This window comes from Sphingobium sp. Leaf26 (assembly GCF_001421665.1).
Classification (GTDB): domain Bacteria; phylum Pseudomonadota; class Alphaproteobacteria; order Sphingomonadales; family Sphingomonadaceae; genus Sphingobium.
Genome location: NZ_LMKV01000002.1, coordinates 135,403 through 154,511 on the forward strand (window position 1 = coordinate 135,403; position 19,109 = coordinate 154,511).

Here is a 19,109-nt window from a genome sequence, read left to right on the forward strand (position 1 = left end):
TAGTCGAAGGCAGTTTCCGATGAAGAAAAGCGTTGCAGTCCTCCTTGCCGCCGGGCTGCTGGCCCAGCCGCTGATTGCGGCCGCGCCGCCCTACACCAGCGAAGCGCCAATCGCCTATATGAAGGATTTGTCGTCGGGCGCAGTGCTGTACGACAAGGGCGGCGAAACCCGCATGCCGCCGGCGTCGCTGGCGAAGATGATGACGGCGCATGTCGCCTTCCGCCTGATCCAGAAGGGCGAGTTGAAGCTGGACACCAAATTCACCGTGCGCCCGGAAACCTGGAAACAGTGGCACGGCCCGCAGGCCGGTTCGACCATGTTCCTGTCGGTCGGTGAGCAGGTGTCGGTGGAAAATCTTCTGCATGGCATCGTCACCCTGTCCGGCAATGACGCCTGCGTCGTGCTGGCCGAAGGGATTGCCGGGACCGAGCAGGCTTTCGTCGCGCTGATGAACGAGGAAGCCAGGCGGCTTGGCCTGAAGAACAGCCATTTCGGCACCAGCAACGGCTGGCCGGATGAAGGCGTGACCTATGTGACGGCAGAGGATCTGGCCAGGCTGGCCGAGGCGACGATCGTGGAGACGCCCGACCTCTACAAGCGTTTCTATGCCACCCGATCCTTCACCTGGGGCAAGACCATGGGCGGATCGGACATCGCGCAGGCGAACCGCAACCCGATCCTGGGCAAGATCCCCGGCGCCGATGGTTTGAAGACCGGCCATACTGAGGAGGCCGGTTTCGGCTTCACCGGATCGGCCGAACAGGATGGCCGCCGTCTTGTGATGGTGGTTGCGGGCCTGACCAGCTTCAATGGCCGGATCAACGAATCCGTGCGTTTCATGGACTGGGGCTTCAAGGCATGGAAAGCGCAGCCGCTGTTCAAGAAGGGCCAGATGGTCGAGACGGCCGCAGTGCAACTGGGCAGCGCGACGAGCGTATCGCTGGTCGCGCCGCAGAACCTGGCCGTCACCCTGCCGCGCACGGCGTCGGCCAATGTGCAGGTGAAGGTGGTCTATACCGGCCCGATCAAGGCGCCGATCGCCAAGGGCCAGCAGATCGCCCAGTTGATCGTCCAGACGCCCGACACGCCGCCGCAGATCATGCCGCTGGTCGCAGGTGAAGATGTGGCGGAAGCGGGCATTTTCGGCCGTCTGTGGAATGGCCTGAAATCGTTGTTCGCTTGACGCCCAAATCACCAGATAGCGGACGGTTCATCACGCTGGAAGGCGGCGAAGGGGCGGGCAAGTCCACGCAACTTCGCGCGCTGGCGGCAGCGCTGCGCGCACGCGGGCTGGATGTGATCGAGACGCGCGAGCCGGGCGGGAGCGAGGGGGCGGAGGCGATCCGTGCCCTGCTGCTGACCGGTGGTGCCGATCGCTGGAACCCGCGCGCCGAAGCGCTGCTGTTCGCGGCGGCGCGAGCGGATCATGTCGAAAAGACTATCCGGCCGGCGCTGGCGCGGGGTGACTGGGTGCTGTCCGACCGTTTTCTCGATTCGAGCCGCGCCTACCAGGGACAGGGCGACCTGACCGATGGCGACATATTGGCGCTGCACCGGATCGGCAGCGGCGGCTTCCTGCCCGATCGCACATTGTTGCTGACACTGCCGGAAGAGGAAGCGAGCGACCGGGCGCGAGCGCGGGATGGCGATGCAGCCGACCGGATCGGCGGACGGGCGAGCGATTTCCATAGGACCGTCGCTGACGCTTTCACGCGCTTCATGCGGGAGGAAAGCGAGCGCGTACATGGCGTCGACGCCTCCGGCCCAGCCGAGGCGGTGACGGTTCGCCTATTGGCCGCCATCGAAGACCTGCTGCCATGACGATATTGCTGGGGCATGACGCGCAGACGCACATGCTGATGACGGCGGCGCATAGCGGGCGGATGCACCATGGCTGGATCCTGGCCGGGCCGAAAGGCATCGGCAAGGCCAGATTCGCGCGCGCGCTGGCCATGCGTTTGCTGGCCGACGCCGCCGGGCCGGCAATCGACGAAGAGGGGATGTTCGTTCCTGAAAACCATCCGATCCGTCGCCTGATCGAAGCTACAGCCCATCCCGACTATGCCGAACTGGCGCCATTGGAGAAGGAAACCGGCACCGCCCGCAATATCAGCGTGGACCAGATACGCGGGCTTGCCCGCCTGACCCAGTCGGCCCCGTCCCTGTCGCAGCGCCGGGTGGTCGTGGTCGATAGCGCCGACGATCTGGAGCGGGGTGCTGCCAATGCGCTGCTCAAGACGCTGGAGGAACCGCCGGCGGACATGATCTTTCTGCTGGTGAGCCATGCGCCGGGGCGGTTGCTGCCGACGATCCGGTCACGCTGCCGCACTTTGCGCTTCGACCCGCTGGACGCCGCGACGATGCGCGCTGTGCTGAAGGCCAGTGATGAAACGCTGTCGCCGCAGGAGGTGGACGCCCTGGTGCGCGCGGGTGAGGGATCGCCGGGGCAGGCGCTGCGCTATGCGGGCCTTAATCTGTCGGAGATCGAGCAGGCTCTCAGCATCCTTGCGACGCAGGGCGATCCGGGCAATCGTCAGCGACTGGCATTGGCGAAGGCGCTGGCGCTCAAGGCCGCCAAGCCGCGTTACGAGGCCTTTCTGGAGCGCGCGCCTGCCTTCATCGCGCAGGCGGCGCGGACGAAGCAGGGGCCAGCGCTGGGCCAGGCGCTCGACCATTGGGAAAAGGCGCGCCATCTGGCGGGCGGCGCGGTGATCCTGTCGCTCGATCCGGCAGCGGTGGTGTTCGAACTGGCGGGCCATGTCGCGGCGCTGGCGCCATCGCACGCATAAAGCGACTTTGCGCCGTCCATAACAGCCGCTAGGGATGGCGCCATGTCCAAGCCCTTCACCATCACAACCGCCATTTCCTATCCCAACGGCCGCCCGCATATCGGCCATGCCTATGAGGTGATCGCCACCGATGCGGTCGCGCGTTTCCAGCGGATGATGGGCCGCGACGTCTTCTTTCAGACCGGTACCGACGAACATGGGCTGAAAATGGCCCAGACCGCGCGCGACCGGGGAATCGATCCGCGCGCACTGGCCGATGAAATGGCCGGCTATTTCAAGCAGATGAACGAGAGGCTGAATATCAGCCATGATCGTTTCATCCGCACCAGCGAACCGGATCATCACGCCGCTAGCCAGGCGATCTGGCAGGCGATGGAGGCCAATGGCGACCTGTATCTGGGCCGTTATGAAGGCTGGTACTCGGTCCGCGACGAAGCCTTTTACGATGAGAAGGAAATCGTCGACGGGGAAGGGGGCGCGAAGCTCTCGCCGCAGAATACCCCGGTCGAATGGACGGTCGAGGAAAGCTGGTTCTTCCGCCTGTCGGCCTATCAGGACCGGCTGCTGGCGCTGTATGAAAGCCAGCCCGACTTCATCCAGCCCGACAGCCGCCGCAACGAAATCCTGCGCTTTGTCGAAGGTGGCCTCTCCGATCTCAGCGTATCGCGCACCAGTTTCGACTGGGGCGTGAAGGTGCCGGGATCGGACGGCCATGTGATGTATGTGTGGGTCGATGCGCTCACCAATTATCTGACCGGCTGCGGCTACCCTGACGATGCCGAGCGGATGGCGCGCTACTGGGCCGAGGGTGGCGATATTACGCACATCATCGGCAAGGATATCGTGCGGTTTCATACGGTTTACTGGCCGGCCTTCCTGATGAGCGCGAAGCTGCCTTTGCCCAGCCAGGTCTTCGGTCACGGCTTCCTGCTGAATCGGGGCGAGAAGATGTCCAAGTCGGTCGGCAATGTCGCCGATCCTATGGAACTGGCCGATCGCTTCGGCGTGGATCAACTGCGCTATTTTCTGCTGTCCGAAGTCACCTTCGGCAATGACGGCAGCTACAGCGCGGAGGCGATCGTCGCGCGGTCGAACAGCGATCTGGCCAACAGCTTCGGCAATCTGGCGCAGCGGACGCTGAGCTTCATCGCGAAGAATTTGGAAGGCCGCCTGCCCGAACCGGCAGCGCAGGATGTCGATAGCGAATTGCTCAAGAGCATTGCCGACACCGCGCAGACCTTCCAGGGCGCCATGGACGATCTGGCACCGTCGGTCGCGATCGAGGCATGGATGCGCGCGGTTTTCGCCTGCAACGCTTATATCGATGCGCAGGCGCCATGGGCGTTGCGCAAGACCGATCCTGCGCGGATGGAGGCGGTGCTGGCCACGCTCTATGAAGCGATCGCCAGCCTGGCCATCATGATCCAGCCGGTCATCCCGGCGAGCGCCACCGCGTTGCTGGACCAGATGGGGATCGACGGGGAGAAGCGCGGCTATGACGTCATCGGCAGCGACTTCTACGCCGCTCTTCGCGCTTCGGGCTTCACTCTCGGCGCGCCCAAACCGCTCTTCCCGCGTCTGGAACTGACCGAGGCGGAAGGCTGATCCCATGCTGATCGACAGCCATTGCCACCTGAATTACAAAGGCTTGATCGAGGATCAGGCCAATGTGCTGGAACGGTCGCGCGCCGCCGGTGTCGACCTGATGCTCAACATCGCCACCCGCGAAAGCGAATGGGACGCTGTGCTGGATACCGCCGTGCGGGAGCCGGACGTGTGGGCGACGGTCGGCATCCATCCGCATGAGGCGGATGAGCATCCCCATGTCGACACCGCCAAGCTGGTCGAGCGCGCGGCGCATCCACGGGTCGTGGGCATCGGCGAAACCGGCCTTGATTATTATTATGACCATAGCGACCGCGAACGGCAGCAGAAGAGCTTTCGGTCCCACATCGCCGCCTGTCGCGAGACGGGCCTGCCGCTGATCGTTCATACCCGCGATGCGGAGGAGGATACGCTGCGCATCATGCGGGATGAAATGGAGAAGGGGCCTTATGGCGGCGTCATCCATTGCTTCACCGCCAGCGGCGCCTTTGCCGATGCGGCGATGGATCTAGGCTTCTACATCAGCATTTCCGGCATCGTGACCTTCAAGAGCGCGAAGGATTTGCAGGAGACGGCGGCGCGCCTGCCGCTCGACCGGCTGCTGGTGGAGACGGACTCGCCTTTCCTCGCTCCGGTACCGCATCGCGGCAAATCGTGCGAGCCGGCCTATGTCGCGGACACCGCCAAATTCCTGGCCAACCTGCGTGGCGAGAGTGTCGAGCAACTGGCGGCTGCGACGTCCGCCAACTTCCGCACGCTTTTCTCGAAGGTCGCATGAGCCTGAAGCTGACGATTCTGGGCAGCGGCACCTCTTCCGGTGTGCCCCGGATCGGCAATGACTGGGGCGACTGCGACCCGACCGAGCCGAAGAACCGGCGGACGCGGGTGTCCATCCTGGTCGAAAGCCCTACGACCCGTATCCTGGTGGACACATCGCCGGACATGCGGGCGCAGTTGCTGGCGGCCGACGTGATCCAGATCGACGCGATCCTGTGGACGCATGACCATGCGGATCATAGCCATGGCATTGATGACGTGCGCCAGCTTTTTCATCATCGGCGTACACCCGTGCCCGGCTATGCGCGGGCGCAGACGCTCAAGCTGCTGAGCCAGCGCTTCGCCTATGCGTTCGATGGGAAACATGGTTATCATGCGACGATCCAGCCGCATGTCCTGCCGGTCGGGCTGCGCATCGGCGATATCGACATCGCCTGCGTCGACCAGCCCCATGGCGAGATCTACTCCACCGGTTTTCGCTTCACTCATAGCGGCCGGTCGATCGGCTATGCCACGGATTTCCATGCGCTGACACCCGACATGCTGGCGCTCTACGACGGGCTGGATATTTGGGTTGTCGATGCGTTGCGGGTAAAGCCGCACCCGACTCATCCGCATCTGGCGCTGACGCTGGACGGTATCGCCGCGACCCGCCCCGATCGCGCCATCCTGACTCATATGGACCAGAGCATGGATTATGCGACCCTGCGTCGCACCCTCCCCAACGGCGTCGAGCCGGGCTATGACAATATGGTGATCGAATTGGACGCGAAAGAGCAGGGGGCCTGAATGGACGGCACGGATCAGGCGGCATCGACCATCTGGTATGTGCTGGCGATCATATTGGTCGGTTCCGCGCTGATTGGGAGGCAAATGGCCTGGGGCAGCCTGCTGCGCATGGCGTTGCTGTGGGTCGCCATCTTTGCCGGCCTGCTGGGCCTGTTCAAATTCGGCCAGAGCCAGGGGTTCATGACGGGGCGCTGGGCGGAGGAGGGGAGTGCAATTGCCCCAGACGAAGCGCCCGCCGCCTTGCCGCGCGCGCAGGCCGAGGGTCAGGCATTGCGCATACCGGTGGCCCCGGACGGCCATTATTGGGTGGAGGCGACGATCAACGGCACGTCCGCCCGCTTCCTGATCGACAGCGGCGCGACCATCACCGCCTTGTCCGAAAATACGGCGCGGGCCGCCGGCCTCAATTATGATGTCGGCGAACCTGATGTCATCATGACCACCGCTAACGGCAACGTTCAGGCGAAACGATCCAGCATCGCCACTCTGGCCATCGGCCCCATTTCGGCGAGCGCCCTGCCCGTCGTCGTCTCACCAGCCTTCGGAGAGGTCAATGTGATCGGCATGAACATGCTTTCGCGGTTGAAAAGCTGGGGGGTGCAGGATGGCGCGATGGTGCTGAAGCCATGAGCGACGGGACGGGGGCGCCGACCCAGGCGCAGCGGTTGAAGGCGATCATCGGCGGATCGACCGGCAATCTGGTCGAATGGTATGACTGGTATGCCTATGCCGCCTTCACTCTCTATTTCGCGCCGCATTTCTTCCCAAGTGAGGACCGCACCGCCCAGTTGCTTAGCGCGGCGGGGATTTTTGCCGTCGGTTTCCTGATGCGGCCGATCGGCGCGTGGATGATGGGCGTCTATGCCGATCGTCATGGGCGCAAGAGCGGGCTGACCCTCTCCGTAGCCTTGATGTGCGCAGGATCGCTGCTGATCGCGGTGACGCCGGGCTATGAGACGATCGGGGTCGCGGCACCGCTGTTGCTGGTTGTTGCACGGCTGATGCAGGGGCTGTCGATCGGCGGCGAATATGGTGCCAGTGCAACCTATCTGTCGGAAATGGCAGGCAAGAACCGACGCGGATTCTTCTCCAGCTTTCAATATGTGACACTGATCGCCGGGCAACTGGTCGCGATCTGCGTGCTGTTGCTGTTGCAGGCGACGCTGAGCGAGGCGCAGTTGGATAGCTGGGGCTGGCGGATACCGTTCTTCATCGGCGGGGCACTGGCGGTCATCGTCTTCTGGCTGCGCCGGGGCCTGGCCGAAACGCAGAGCTTTACGGTCGCCAAGGCAGCGGGCGCGCCCAAATCCGGCTTTGTCGAACTCATCACCAACCATCCGCGCGAAACGCTGACAGTGATGCTGCTGACGGCGGGCGGTACGATCGCTTTCTATGCCTATAGCATCTACATGCAGAAATTCCTGTTCAACACCAGCGGGTTGAGCCGCGAAGTGGCATCGCAGATCAACGCGGTGACGCTGTTCGTCTTCATGCTGTTGCAGCCGGTCGCCGGCGCGCTGTCCGACCGGATCGGGCGCAAGCCGCTGATGATCGGCTTTGGCGTCATGGGCGTGTTGTGCACCTATCCAATCTTTGCCACGCTGGCGGTGACGAAAGATCCGATCGTAGCGGGGCTGCTGGTGATGGCGGGCCTTGTGATCGTGACCGGCTATACGTCGATCAACGCGGTGGTGAAGGCCGAACTGTTTCCCGCGCATATCCGGGCACTGGGCGTCGCGCTGCCTTATGCTCTGGCGAACACGCTGTTTGGCGGGACGGCCGAACTCGTCGCCTTATGGTTCAAGCAGGCTGGCATGGAGCAGGCTTTCTACATCTATGTGACCGTGATGATCGCCATATCGCTGATCGTCTATGTGCGGATGCGCGACACTGCCAAGCACAGCCTGATCCGCGAGGATTGAGGGCCAGCATGCAAGGCGATTGCGACAGCGAGTTGGACAGGTGTTTGCGATTGCGGTGATGAGGGCGGTTGTTTAACATAATATATATTATCGAACTTATTTCTATCACCATCATCAGCACTGGCCAGCGAGCCGCGTAACCCCTACGGCGGCCGGTACGTCTCAACAGCGATCAGGTTTCCCATGTCCAAAGCCAGTTCCGCCGACATCATGCCGCTTGCCGACGTCATGGCGCGGCTGCGCGACCCCGACACCGGCTGCCCCTGGGATATTCAACAGGATTTCGCGTCGATCGCGCCCTATACGATCGAGGAAGCCTATGAGGTTGCCGACGCGGTCGAGCGCAACGACATGGATGCGCTGCGCGACGAACTGGGCGACCTGCTGCTTCAGGTCGTGTTCCATAGTCGCATGGCGGAACAGGCCGGCCATTTCGCGCTACAGGATGTGATCGACGCCATCACGCAGAAGATGATCCGACGCCATCCTCATGTCTTTGGCGAAGGTGCGCGCCGCGAGGATGGCCATGCCCAGTGGGAAGCGATCAAGGCGGCCGAGCGAGCCGAGAAAGACCCTGACCCGAGCGCGCTGGCTGGCGTGGCGACCGCTCTGCCCGCGCTGCTGCGTGCCGAGAAATTGCAGAAGCGGGCCGCCCGTACCGGCTTCGACTGGCCAGACACGGTCCGCGTGATCGACAAGATCGTCGAGGAACTGGATGAAGTGCGCGAGGCGGCGACGCAGGATGAATGTGAGGAAGAAATCGGCGACCTGCTCTTTGCCGTCGTCAACCTCGCACGGCATCTTAAGGTCGATCCGGAAGCTGCTCTGCGAAAGGGCAACGCCAAGTTCGGTCGTCGGTTTCGGTCGATGGAGGCGCAGGCTGGTGATGCCTTTGCCGGCCTGTCGCTGGAAGACAAGGAAGCGCTGTGGCAGCAGGCGAAGCGAGAGGAAAAGGCGGGTTGAGACAGGCCGCCAGCCCTACCCGTCAGACATAATTCAGACAAGGTTCAGACTTGAAACCTATGTTTGACAAGCATTTGCAAAAGCCATAGGTTTTCCGCCTCACGACGGAGGAATGTGCAATGCGCCTGACTGTCCTTCTGCCCCTTTGCTGCGCCATCGCGGTGCCGGCCCATGCCCAGCATGTCGGCGGCGTATCGGGTATTCATTTCAACACGGGCACGCCGATGTCCGCGCCGGTGAACGGTTATAATGCCGCCGCTTTCAACCCGGTGTCCCCAAGCCCCGACCTGCGCCAGGCGCAAGGGCTGATCGCTGCGGGGCAATATGGGCAGGCCGATGTGCTGCTGTCCAAATTGATCGGGCAGAGCAGCAGCAAGCAGGTCCGCTTCCTGAAGGGCGTCGCGAAACTCGGCATGGGTGACGCACAATCGGCGCGCCGTTATTTCGAGCAGAGCCTCTATCGCGGCCGTAATGGCTATCCGGGCGCGATGTCCGGGCTGGCGCTGGCGGAAATCCGGCTGGGCAACCGCGATGCGGCCGAAAATATCCTCGACAAGCTGCGTTACCAGCAGGAAAAATGCGGCCATGATTGCGACCGCGCCAAGCCGTTGGACCAGGCCGTCGCGGTCGTGGAAAAGGCCCTGATCTGACGAAACAGGGCGGCGCGGGCCGCCCCATCGCCCCGCCCTACCCCTTTGCCCGCTTGGAATAGCGGGCGAAGGCGGCGTCGGACAGGCGTACGTCGATGCGGCTTTCTTCGCCTTCGACCATGGTCGACAACACTTCGCCATGTTCGTGGAGCCAGGCCAGCGTGGCGCCGTCCGATACCGGGATGCGCAGGCCATAGACTTTGGCGCCGCGCGTCATGCGATCGCTGATCGTGCGCTGGAGCAGGTCCACCCCTTCCCCGGTCAAGGCAGAGAGAATGACGACATCGTCGCGGCGCGCGGCGGTTTCGCGCACGATCGCGGCATCCTCCTCGTTCAGCAGGTCGAGTTTGTTCCATGCCTCCAGGATGGGCGGCGGTGCCGGCTCCCCTTCCCCGCGATCCAGCGCCGCTTCGCCCGCGACGCCCAGTTCGCCGAGAACGTCCAGCACATCGTCGCGCTGCGCCTCGCTATCGGCGTGGGCGATGTCGCGGACATGGACGATGAGGTCGGCCGACAACACTTCCTCCAGCGTCGCGCGGAAGGCGGCAATCAATTGGGTCGGCAGGTCGGACACGAACCCGACGGTGTCGGACAGGATCGCCTTGTCCAGGCCCGGCAGCGCGATCTGTCGCATGGTGGGGTCCAGCGTGGCGAAGAGCAGGTCTTCCGCCATGACGGTGGCACCGGTCATCCGGTTGAAAAGCGTCGACTTTCCGGCATTGGTATAGCCGACCAGCGCAATCACCGGCCAGGGCGCGCGCTGGCGCCGGGCGCGGTGGAGGCCGCGGGTGCGCGTCACCTGATCCAGTTCACGGCGGATCTTCGCCATGCGATCGCGGATCATGCGCCTGTCGGCCTCAATCTGGGTTTCACCCGGACCGCCGAGGAAGCCGAAGCCACCGCGTTGCCGTTCAAGGTGGGTCCAGCTACGGACAAGGCGGCCGGCCTGATAATCCAGATGGGCGAGTTCGACCTGCAAGCGGCCTTCATTGGTGGCTGCGCGTTCGCCGAAGATTTCCAGGATTAGCCCGGTCCGGTCGATGACCTTGGCCTCGCACGCCTTTTCCAGATTGCTTTGCTGTACCGGCGACAGGCTGTTGTCGACGATGATGAGTTCGGCTTCTTCCTGCCGCGCGAGGGTCGCGATCTGATCCACCTGACCGCTGCCGAACAGGGTCGCCGGCTTGCGATCGCGGACGCGGAAAGCCTGTGCCGCGCGCACGTCGATCCCGATGGCGAGAGCAAGGCCGCGTGCTTCCTCCAGCCGGGCATCACTGTCCCGGCGGTCGGCATTATGGGTTTCGGCATGGACGACGACGGCGCGCGCGCCGCGCGCCACTTCGTCATCGGAGTCGCGATTGAATATGGCCATGGCGGCTTAAAGCACCGGGATTGCCAGAGGTCCACATATTCCCAATCGCCGTTCGTGCCGAGCCTGTCGAAACACGCGCCCATGACGGGCGCCCTGCGACAGGCTCAGGGCGAACGGCGGGATGGGAGGAACCGACAAGCCGGATCAGTCGTCCTGTTCGTTTTCGCCGCTCAGGTCTAGCGCATGGAGCGGCTGGACCGTCGAAATGGCGTGTTTGTAGACGAGCTGCACCATGCCGTCGCGTTCGAGCAGCATGCAGAACAGATCGAAGGCCGCGATTTCGCCCTGGAGCATCACGCCGTTGACCAGGAACATCGTCACCGGGCTGCCCGACTTACGGACGGCCGTCAGGAAGATTTCCTGAAGCAATTTCGACTTGTTGTTGCCATCGCTGGCCTTGCGCAGGTCGGTCAGGTCCATCGACGCGGCCGGCATGACCGTGGAAATGGCGTGCTTGTAGACAAGCTGCGACTGGCCATCGCGGCGCAGCAGGACGGAAAAATTGTCGAACCAGGTGATGATGCCCTGCAACTTCACGCCCTTGACCAGGAACATGGTCACCGGGGTCTTGCTCTTGCGCAGGCTGTTGAGGAAAATATCCTGAAGGTTGTTCACTTTGTCGGCCATGGTCGTCGCCAGTCCTTTTCTTGGCGGGACGTTACCCGCTCTCGCATCCTAAGCAGGATGTCTTGCTCGCCCCCGCCTGTCGGGAGCGCTGCGATCCTATCGCAATTGCGAAGGGGCGTCCATGCCGCAGATGCGAATTGGCAAAAGTTCAGCAAACGATTGACAACTCCTTCGCAAATCCCGTCAATCCTTGCCTTCGGTGATACCGAGCAGCTTGAGTTTGCGGTGCAGCGCGGAGCGTTCCATGCCGATGAAGGTCGCCGTGCGTGAAATATTGCCGGAGAAGCGGCGAATCTGGATGCGCAGATATTCGCGCTCGAAACTCTCGCGCGCCTCTCGCAGCGGCGCACCCATGATCGCGGATTGACCCATCCCCTCCCCGCCACCGCCGCTGGTGAGTTCGGCGGGCAGCATGTCCAGTTCGATCCGGCCGATCCGGTCCCCCGGCGCCAGGATCATCGTTCGCTCAATGACGTTGCGCAACTGGCGCACATTGCCCGGCCATTCATTGGCCTGCAAAGCGGCCATCGCGTCGCTGGCGATTTCGGGCGGCGGCACCCGGCGTTCGGCGGCGAAGCGGGCCAGATAATGTTCGACCAGCGGCGGAATATCGTCGCGTCGTTCCGACAACGGCGGGATGGCCAGCGGCACGACATTGAGCCGGTAGAAAAGATCCTCGCGGAAACGCCGTTCTTCGATTTCGCCCGCCAGATTGAGCGCGGTCGAGGAGATGACGCGGACGTCCACCTTCACCTGCCGCTGGCCACCGACGCGCGTAAAGCTCTGATCGGTCAGGACGCGCAAAATCTTGCCCTGGGTCGTGATCGGCATGTCGGCGATTTCATCGAGATAGAGCGTGCCGCCGTGCGACTGCTCCAGGAAACCGGGGCGCACGAGGCCGCTGGTGTCTTCGACGCCGAACAGTTCTTCTTCCACCCGGTCCGGGTCCATGCGCGCGGCAGCGACGATGATGAAGGGTGAGTCGGCCCGGCCGCTCCAACTGTGGAGCATGCGCGCGGCGACTTCCTTGCCGACGCCAGCAGGGCCGGAGATGAGGACACGGCTACCGGTGCCGGCGACCTTCTTGATCGTAGCGCGCACGCCGTTGATCGACGCCGATGTGCCGGTCAGTTCGTCATCCTGGCCGAAGCGGGCGCGCAGCACCTGATTTTCGCGCCGCAGCCGTTCGGTCTCCGTTGCGCGGGCGACGAGATGGAGCAGGCGATCGGCTTCGAAAGGCTTTTCGATGAAGTCGGCCGCGCCCTTGCGGATCGCGGCGACCGCCGTGTCGATATTGCCATGGCCGGAGATCATCAGCACGGGGACGGTCGGATCGCGCCGCTTGATTTCATCGAGCAGTTCCAGCCCGTCCATGCGGGAGCCTTGCAACCAGACGTCGAGCAGGACCAGCGAGGGGCGCCGGTTGTCCAGCGCCTCGATCGCGCTGTCGCTGTTGGCGGCGGTCCGCGTGGTGAAACCTTCATCTTCCAGCACGCCCGCGACCAGATCGCGAATGTCCTCTTCATCGTCGACAATCAGAATATCAAGCGCCATTGGCCGTCACTTTTCCTTTTGGGAGGGCAATAACCTGCCCCTCTTCCATTTTTTCGAGCGCCCCTGCGGCGAAGCGCAATGTCACGCATGCGCCTCCCCCCTGTGCATCGTCGAAGCGAATCTCCCCCAGATGCTCCTCGACAATCTTCTTGACGATGGCGAGGCCAAGGCCAGTCCCCTTGGACCGCGTCGTCATATAAGGTTCCAATATCCGGTCGCGTTCGGGCGGCAAGCCGATGCCATCGTCCCGGACCGTGATGATGATGTCTTCGCCCGCCTGATGGAGCGCCATGCGGACATGGCCGCGCGACCCTTCACTTTCAGAAACCGGCTTTTGTTCAATGGATTCCACGGCATTCTTGACGATATTCGTCAGGGCCTGCCCCAATTGCCGGCGGTCGCACACCATGTCCAGATCGGGCAGGTCCGCGTCATATTCGAAGCGGATGTCCGGGTGCGCGACTTCATGCAGGAACAGGGCATGGCGGGCAATGTCGCCCACCGCCTCCCGCCGGAAGACCGGCTTGGGCATGCGGGCGAAGGAGGAAAATTCGTCGACGATGCGGCGCAGGTCGCCCACCTGGCGGACGATCGTGCCGGTCAGCCGGGTGAAGGTCGCCTTGTCGCTCGTCACTTCGCCGGCATAGCGGCGCTGGAGACGCTCGGCCGCAAGCTGGATCGGAGTCAGCGGGTTCTTGATCTCATGCGCGATGCGGCGGGCAACGTCGGACCAGGCGGCGCGACGCTGGTCGGATAATTGCTGGGTGATATCGTCGAAGGTCAGGATGTGGCGCGATGCGTCCTGCGAGCGCTTGACTGCCAAGGTACGCAGGTCGCCATGGGCACGGACCTGAACGATCCCCGCGCTGTCCTCCGACGCGATGAATTCGGCGAGTTCGGGCGACACTTTGAGCAGCGGGCGGCCGACCGGATCATCCCCCTCATCGACCAGGATCGCGGCCGCCGAACTGTTGAGCAACTGCACCACGCCGTCGAAATCGACGGACAGCACGCCAGCACTGACGCCGGACAGGATCGCCTCGATAAAGGCGCGCCGTTCGTCCAACTGGCTGTTGGCGGCGACCAACGCGCCGGTCTGCGCCTCTAGCCGCTGGGTCATGCGGTTGAAGGCGGCCGCCAGCGTGCCGATCTCATCGCGCGACTTGTGGCCGGTGACGCGCGCCGACAGGTCGCCCGCCGTGATCCGCCGCGCCGCCGTCACCAGTTCGTTCACCGGCCGCACCATCCAGTCCGCCACCGCCAGCGCGATATAGACGGCGATGCCGACCAGCAGCAGCGACCCGACGAACAAGGCGATGTTGAAGCGCAACTGAAGCGCGCGGGACTGCGCCGCGAACAGGTCGTAATCGGACAGCACTTTCTGCGCGCGCGCGACGTTCGAGAAGGAGGAACTGTCCGCGTTGCGCGAAGCGTAGAGATAGACTTTCGAGCCGGGATAAAGGAGCGTCACCGCGTCGATCTGGTTATTGCGGGTCTGGACGACGATCGTCTCCCCCTCACCCAGCCGCTTGACGACTTCGGGCGTCAGCTTGTCGGTGGCAGGGCGATTTTCGGGGTCGACGGTGGCGGCGGTGCGGGCGATGCCGTCCTTGCCCAACTCGATGATCGCGGCCCGGCTGAGCTTGCGACTGACCACCTGATACAGGACATATTCGGCAAAACGCGGGCTGTTGACCTGGGAATTCAGCAATTCCCTGCGCAGGTCGCTCGACATGGTCACCGTCTCGTCGCCGACTTCGCGCAAATTCTGTTCATAATAGCCGCGCGCCAGATCGCTCGCATTCTGGAGCATGTTGCGCGCGCTGTCCGAGAACCAGAATTGCACGCCATATTGGAACAGCAGCGAGGCGAAGATGACGACCAGCAGCATCGGCACGCTGGCGACGATCGAAAAGATGGCGACGAGGCGAACGTGCAACTGGCCGTCGCTGCCGATGGCGGACTGGGCGGCGCGCCGCTTGGCCACCCGCCGCCCCAGCAGCATCAGCAGCGCAATCGCCGGGACCAGATTGGCCACCAGCAGCAGCGCAACGATGGGCGGCGTCAGCAGCGTGTAGGACTGGCCATTGCCCGAAAGCATATAATAGGTGAGGCCGGCCATGCCCAGGAACAGGGCCAGCGTGAACGCCTCGACCAAAGCCGCCAGACGCCCGTGGCGCAGGAAGGCCGGCAATTGCCGCCGCCATGCCGGTGCCCTTTTGGGCAATGTCGTCGCGCCACTCATCGTGGCTTTGTTACAACAAGGACCGTGCCCGTTCAAACACAGTATTTGATTAAAACCCTGTCGCTGGTCGACGCAGACCGTCGGTTCGTCCCGGCAAAGGATTGATCGGCGGATGGACAGTCCGCCTGATCCCGATCAATCGTTGAGCCGCAACTGCATCGGGTCCAGCCCATAGTCGGTCAGTTTCTTGCGCAGCGTGTTGCGATTGATGCCCAGCAGACCGGCCGCGCGGATCTGGTTGCCATCGACGCTGGAGAGCACTTCCTGCAAGAGGATCGGTTCGACCACGGCCAGCAGATCGTCATGCAGGGCGCGGTTGGGCTGGGCGAAGCCGACGCCCAATTGCCGCCTGGCCCATTCACGCACGGCATGGGCCAGTTGGTCGGCAGGCGCGGCATGATCGGCCGGCACTGCGTCCAGCGGCAGCATGTGGCGCAAAATCTCCGCCGTGATGACATTTTCACGGCTCAGCACCGACAGGCGCTGCATCAGGTTTTGCAGTTCGCGCACGTTGCCCGGCCAGTGATAGGCCATCAGCAGTTGCGCCGCGTCATCCGCCAAAGCCTTGCGCGGCAGGCCGTCCTGCGCAGCGCGCTCCATGAAGTGGCGGGCGAGCAGGATCACATCCTCGCGCCGCTCCCGCAGCGCCGGCAGCGCAATCGGCACGACGTTGAGGCGATAATAGAGATCCTGGCGGAAGCGACCGTCCTCGATCAGCAGGGGTAGATCCTTGTTGGTCGCGGCGATGATGCGGACATTGACCCGCACCGGCTTCGACCCGCCGACCGTGGTGACTTCGCCGGACTGGAGTACGCGCAGCAGGCGGGTCTGCGCCTCCATCGGCATGTCGCCGATTTCGTCCAGAAACAGCGTGCCGCCCTGCGCCTGCTCGAATTTGCCGGCAGTGCGGGCATGGGCGCCGGTGAAGGCGCCCTTTTCATAGCCGAACAGTTCCGCCTCGATCAGTTCGCGCGGAATCGCCGCCATGTTGATCGCGACGAACGGCTTGGTGCGGCGCTGGCCCAGGCTGTGGATCGCTTCGGCCACCAGTTCCTTGCCGGTACCCGATTCGCCCAGGACCAATATGGACAGGTCATTGGACAGGACGCGCGCAATGGTGCGGTAGACCTCCTGCATCGCCGGCGACCGGCCGACCAGCGGCAGGCCGTCATGCGGCAAGCCAGGTTCGCCGTCCTGCACTTCCGCGCTCTGCCGGGTACCGAGTGCGTCGGACACGGCGCGGGTCAGTTCGTTGAGGTCGAAGGGCTTGGGCAGATATTCGAACGCGCCCTTCTCCGTGGCGCGGATCGCGGTGTTGAGCGTGTTCTGTGCCGACAGGATGATGACGTTGAGGTCAGGGCGCCCGGCAATGATGTCCGCAACGCCATCCAGCCCGTCGCCATCCGGCAACATGACGTCGGTGATCAGGATGTCGGGCGCGAAACTGTCCATCAGGGCACTGCGTTCACGGATGGAGGCGGCGGTCTTCACCTTGTGCCCCTGCCGCCGCAGCGCTTCGCCCACCACCACGCAAATGGCAGGATCGTCATCGACGACCAATATGGTGCCCGTCGCCGCCATCAGCCCATGCACATCGGCAGGAGGATGCGGAAAGTGGATTCGCCCGCCTCTGTATCGCGCGAATATTGGACGAAACCGCTCATGTCGCGGACCAGCTTGTCGACCAGCGCGAGGCCGAGGCCCTGCCCGTCCCGCTTGCCGGTGATGAAGGGGTTGAACAGATGGTCGAGAATATGTTCAGGTACGCCAGGTCCATTGTCGATGACGAGAATTTCGATCGGCAGCACCGCGCTGCCCTTGCCGCCGCCCACCACGACGGACACGCCGTGACGGAAGGCTGTCTCCACTCGAATTCTAGGTTCATCCATATATTCAAGCGCTTCTGCCGCATTCTTGAGCAAATTTATCATCACCTGCACCAGCGCGTCATCATTGATATTGGCGAATGGCAATGATGGATCATAATGCTTTATGATCTTTATATTTTTTGCAAATCCGGCTGCGGCAATCCCGGCTGCCCGGTCAATCAGCGGATAGATGTTGCCGGCATGGCATTCCAGCGTTCGGTCGGTGGTGAAATCCTGCATCCGGTCGATCAGTGCGGCGATCCTGTCCACCTCATTGCAGATCAACTGGGTCAACGCGGAATCACGGCCACCCTGGCTGGATTCCAGAAGTTGCGCGGCGCCACGGATGCCCGACAGCGGGTTCTTGATCTCATGCGCCAGGATCGCAGCGGCGCCCATGGCCGATCGGGCGCCGCCGGCCGAGCCGCGATGGCCGATCTTGCGCGCCTGACTCTGGGCATGAAGCGACACGACCCGCCAGCCGTCATGATCCACGATCGGCGAGATCATCAGATCGACCTCCATCTCGGCGGTGCGGCCGGCATGGACCTTGATGTCATAGGCTGCGATCGGCTTGTTACTGTGCCAGATGTCGAAACGCGCACCCGCCTCCGCTATGCGGATGGTGCGGGCCACATCGCTGCCCACGATCGCCGACCGCGCCATGTTGAGCAGTGTTTCGGCCCGCACATTGGCTTCGGCGATATGATTGTCCGGCCGCACGAGCAAGGTCGCCACCGGCAGCGCCGTCATCTGTTCGGTCAGCGAAGGCCCGTCCTGCACCATGCGAAGCGGCGGGACGGTCGTCAGCAGGTTCGTCATGCAGCCTTGCGCAGCGCGGCGGCACGCAGCGCATCCGCGTCGAGGCCGCTGGCAATGAGCGGCTCGTAGAAGCGCGCCAGCATGTCCAGCACCACATCGGCATCAGGCTGCTGGTTCACGGCATTGCGGAACTCGGCCGAACCGGTCAGCCCCTTGGTGTACCAGCCGATATGCTTGCGCGCCATATTGACGCCAGTATGCCTGTCATAATGTTCAAGCATCGCGTGATAATGCTCTACGATAACGCGATATTGTTCTTCCAGCGATGGATCGGGCAGGCGGGTTCCATCGGTCAGCCAGGCCATGACCTGACCGATCAGCCAAGGCCGGCCATAGGCACCGCGTCCGATCATCACCCCGTCCGCCCCGCTCTGTTCCAAAGCCGTTTCGGCATCCTCGATCGAGCAGATGTCGCCATTGACGATCACGGGCAGCTCGACCGCGTCCTTGACCGACTGCACGAAGGCCCAGTCGGCCGACCCCTTGTACATCTGGTTACGGGTGCGGCCATGGACGGTGATCAGCTTCGCTCCCAGATCCTCGGCGATATGGGCGAGTTCAGGAGCGTTGAGGCTGCTATGGTCCCAGCCCATGCGCATCTTGACGGTGACAGGCACATCGACAGCCTCCACCGTCGCCTTGATCAGCGACGCGGCCAGCGGCAGGTCGCGCATCAGCGCGCTGCCCGCATCGCCATTGACGACCTTCTTCACCGGGCAACCCATGTTGATGTCGATAATCGCCGCGCCGCGATCGGCATTCAGTTTCGCAGCATCGGCCATTTCCGTGGGCGAGCAGCCGGCAAGCTGCATCGACACCGGTTCCTCCAGCGGATGCCAGGCGGCCTTTTGCAGCGACTGGCGCGTTTCGCGGATCATCGCCGCCGACGCGATCATTTCCGTCACATTGAGGCCAGAACCGTAGCGGCGGACGAGCGTACGGAAGGGCATGTCAGTAACGCCGGTCATCGGTGCCAGCACAACCGGCATGTCGATGGTCACAGGACCGATGGAGATAGGAGAAAGGTTGCGCATGATCTTGTTTCGAAATACTGCCTAAAAAACAGGCAGCCATTAGCGGAAAATGGGTCGGACGGCAAGCCGCTCCCCCTTTCGGTCCGTCTCGC

Annotated in this window: 17 protein-coding genes; 10 read left to right on the forward strand and 7 right to left on the reverse strand. The window is 63.3% G+C overall.

All coding sequences use genetic code 11. The annotated features are described in order from the left end of the window. Positions 1-19: 19 nt before the first annotated feature. The 10 genes from ASE85_RS05270 to ASE85_RS05315 all read left to right on the forward strand — a co-directional run bounded on the left by ASE85_RS05270 (position 20) and on the right by ASE85_RS05315 (position 9,495). Positions 20-1,183: a D-alanyl-D-alanine carboxypeptidase family protein gene (locus ASE85_RS05270; protein ID WP_056684707.1), complete on the forward strand. Its 1,164-nt coding sequence runs from the start codon at positions 20-22 to the stop codon at positions 1,181-1,183. Next, positions 1,180-1,821, forward strand: coding sequence for a dTMP kinase (tmk, locus tag ASE85_RS05275; protein ID WP_056684710.1), 642 nt, complete (start codon positions 1,180-1,182; stop codon positions 1,819-1,821). Before ASE85_RS05270 ends, tmk begins: the two co-directional genes overlap by 4 nt. Further along, entirely contained in the window at positions 1,818-2,789 is a 972-nt protein-coding gene (locus tag ASE85_RS05280; protein ID WP_056684713.1) for an AAA family ATPase, read from the forward strand. The genes tmk and ASE85_RS05280 overlap by 4 nt, the downstream gene beginning before the upstream one ends. A gap of 42 nt (positions 2,790-2,831) precedes the next feature. Beyond that, positions 2,832-4,394 carry a methionine--tRNA ligase gene (metG, locus tag ASE85_RS05285; RefSeq protein WP_056684715.1) on the forward strand — a complete coding sequence of 521 codons (1,563 nt, stop codon included), beginning with the start codon at positions 2,832-2,834 and terminating at the stop codon, positions 4,392-4,394. Between the two features lie 4 nt (positions 4,395-4,398). Continuing rightward, positions 4,399-5,172 (forward strand): TatD family hydrolase, encoded by a 774-nt coding sequence (locus ASE85_RS05290; protein ID WP_056684718.1) that lies wholly within the window; start codon positions 4,399-4,401, stop codon positions 5,170-5,172. Then, positions 5,169-5,960, forward strand: coding sequence for an MBL fold metallo-hydrolase (locus tag ASE85_RS05295; protein WP_056684721.1), 792 nt, complete (start codon positions 5,169-5,171; stop codon positions 5,958-5,960). The genes ASE85_RS05290 and ASE85_RS05295 overlap by 4 nt, the downstream gene beginning before the upstream one ends. Then, entirely contained in the window at positions 5,961-6,590 is a 630-nt protein-coding gene (locus ASE85_RS05300) for a retropepsin-like aspartic protease family protein (RefSeq protein ID WP_056684724.1), read from the forward strand. After that, entirely contained in the window at positions 6,587-7,882 is a 1,296-nt protein-coding gene (locus tag ASE85_RS05305; RefSeq protein WP_056684727.1) for an MFS transporter, read from the forward strand. Before ASE85_RS05300 ends, ASE85_RS05305 begins: the two co-directional genes overlap by 4 nt. A gap of 183 nt (positions 7,883-8,065) precedes the next feature. Further along, a complete protein-coding gene (gene mazG / locus ASE85_RS05310; RefSeq protein WP_056684730.1) occupies positions 8,066-8,845 on the forward strand; it encodes a nucleoside triphosphate pyrophosphohydrolase in 780 nt (259 codons plus the stop codon). A 119-nt stretch (positions 8,846-8,964) separates the two neighbouring features. Further along, entirely contained in the window at positions 8,965-9,495 is a 531-nt protein-coding gene (locus tag ASE85_RS05315; RefSeq protein ID WP_056684733.1) for a tetratricopeptide repeat protein, read from the forward strand. Between the two features lie 37 nt (positions 9,496-9,532). Here ASE85_RS05315 and hflX read toward each other — a convergent pair whose 3' ends face one another. The 7 genes from hflX to dusB all read right to left on the reverse strand — a co-directional run bounded on the left by hflX (position 9,533) and on the right by dusB (position 19,017). After that, positions 9,533-10,867 (reverse strand): GTPase HflX, encoded by a 1,335-nt coding sequence (hflX, locus tag ASE85_RS05320; protein WP_056684736.1) that lies wholly within the window; start codon positions 10,865-10,867, stop codon positions 9,533-9,535. A gap of 144 nt (positions 10,868-11,011) precedes the next feature. Further along, on the reverse strand, positions 11,012-11,506 hold the full coding sequence (gene hfq / locus ASE85_RS05325) for an RNA chaperone Hfq (protein ID WP_156358213.1): 495 nt from the start codon (positions 11,504-11,506) through the stop codon (positions 11,012-11,014). Positions 11,507-11,677: 171 nt separating this feature from the next. After that, positions 11,678-13,048, reverse strand: a complete 1,371-nt coding sequence (gene ntrX, locus ASE85_RS05330) for a nitrogen assimilation response regulator NtrX (RefSeq protein ID WP_056684741.1) — start codon at positions 13,046-13,048, stop codon at positions 11,678-11,680. Beyond that, positions 13,038-15,293 carry a sensor histidine kinase gene (locus ASE85_RS05335; RefSeq protein WP_056684744.1) on the reverse strand — a complete coding sequence of 752 codons (2,256 nt, stop codon included), beginning with the start codon at positions 15,291-15,293 and terminating at the stop codon, positions 13,038-13,040. Before ASE85_RS05335 ends, ntrX begins: the two co-directional genes overlap by 11 nt. Positions 15,294-15,428: 135 nt before the next feature. Then, on the reverse strand, positions 15,429-16,874 hold the full coding sequence (gene ntrC, locus ASE85_RS05340) for a nitrogen regulation protein NR(I) (RefSeq protein ID WP_056684747.1): 1,446 nt from the start codon (positions 16,872-16,874) through the stop codon (positions 15,429-15,431). Beyond that, the gene (locus ASE85_RS05345) at positions 16,874-17,983 is read right to left on the reverse strand and encodes a two-component system sensor histidine kinase NtrB (protein ID WP_056684750.1); all 1,110 of its coding nucleotides are present in this window, start codon (positions 17,981-17,983) and stop codon (positions 16,874-16,876) included. The genes ntrC and ASE85_RS05345 overlap by 1 nt, the downstream gene beginning before the upstream one ends. Then, a complete protein-coding gene (gene dusB / locus ASE85_RS05350; RefSeq protein WP_056684752.1) occupies positions 17,980-19,017 on the reverse strand; it encodes a tRNA dihydrouridine synthase DusB in 1,038 nt (345 codons plus the stop codon). The genes ASE85_RS05345 and dusB overlap by 4 nt, the downstream gene beginning before the upstream one ends. Positions 19,018-19,109 lie beyond the last annotated feature (92 nt).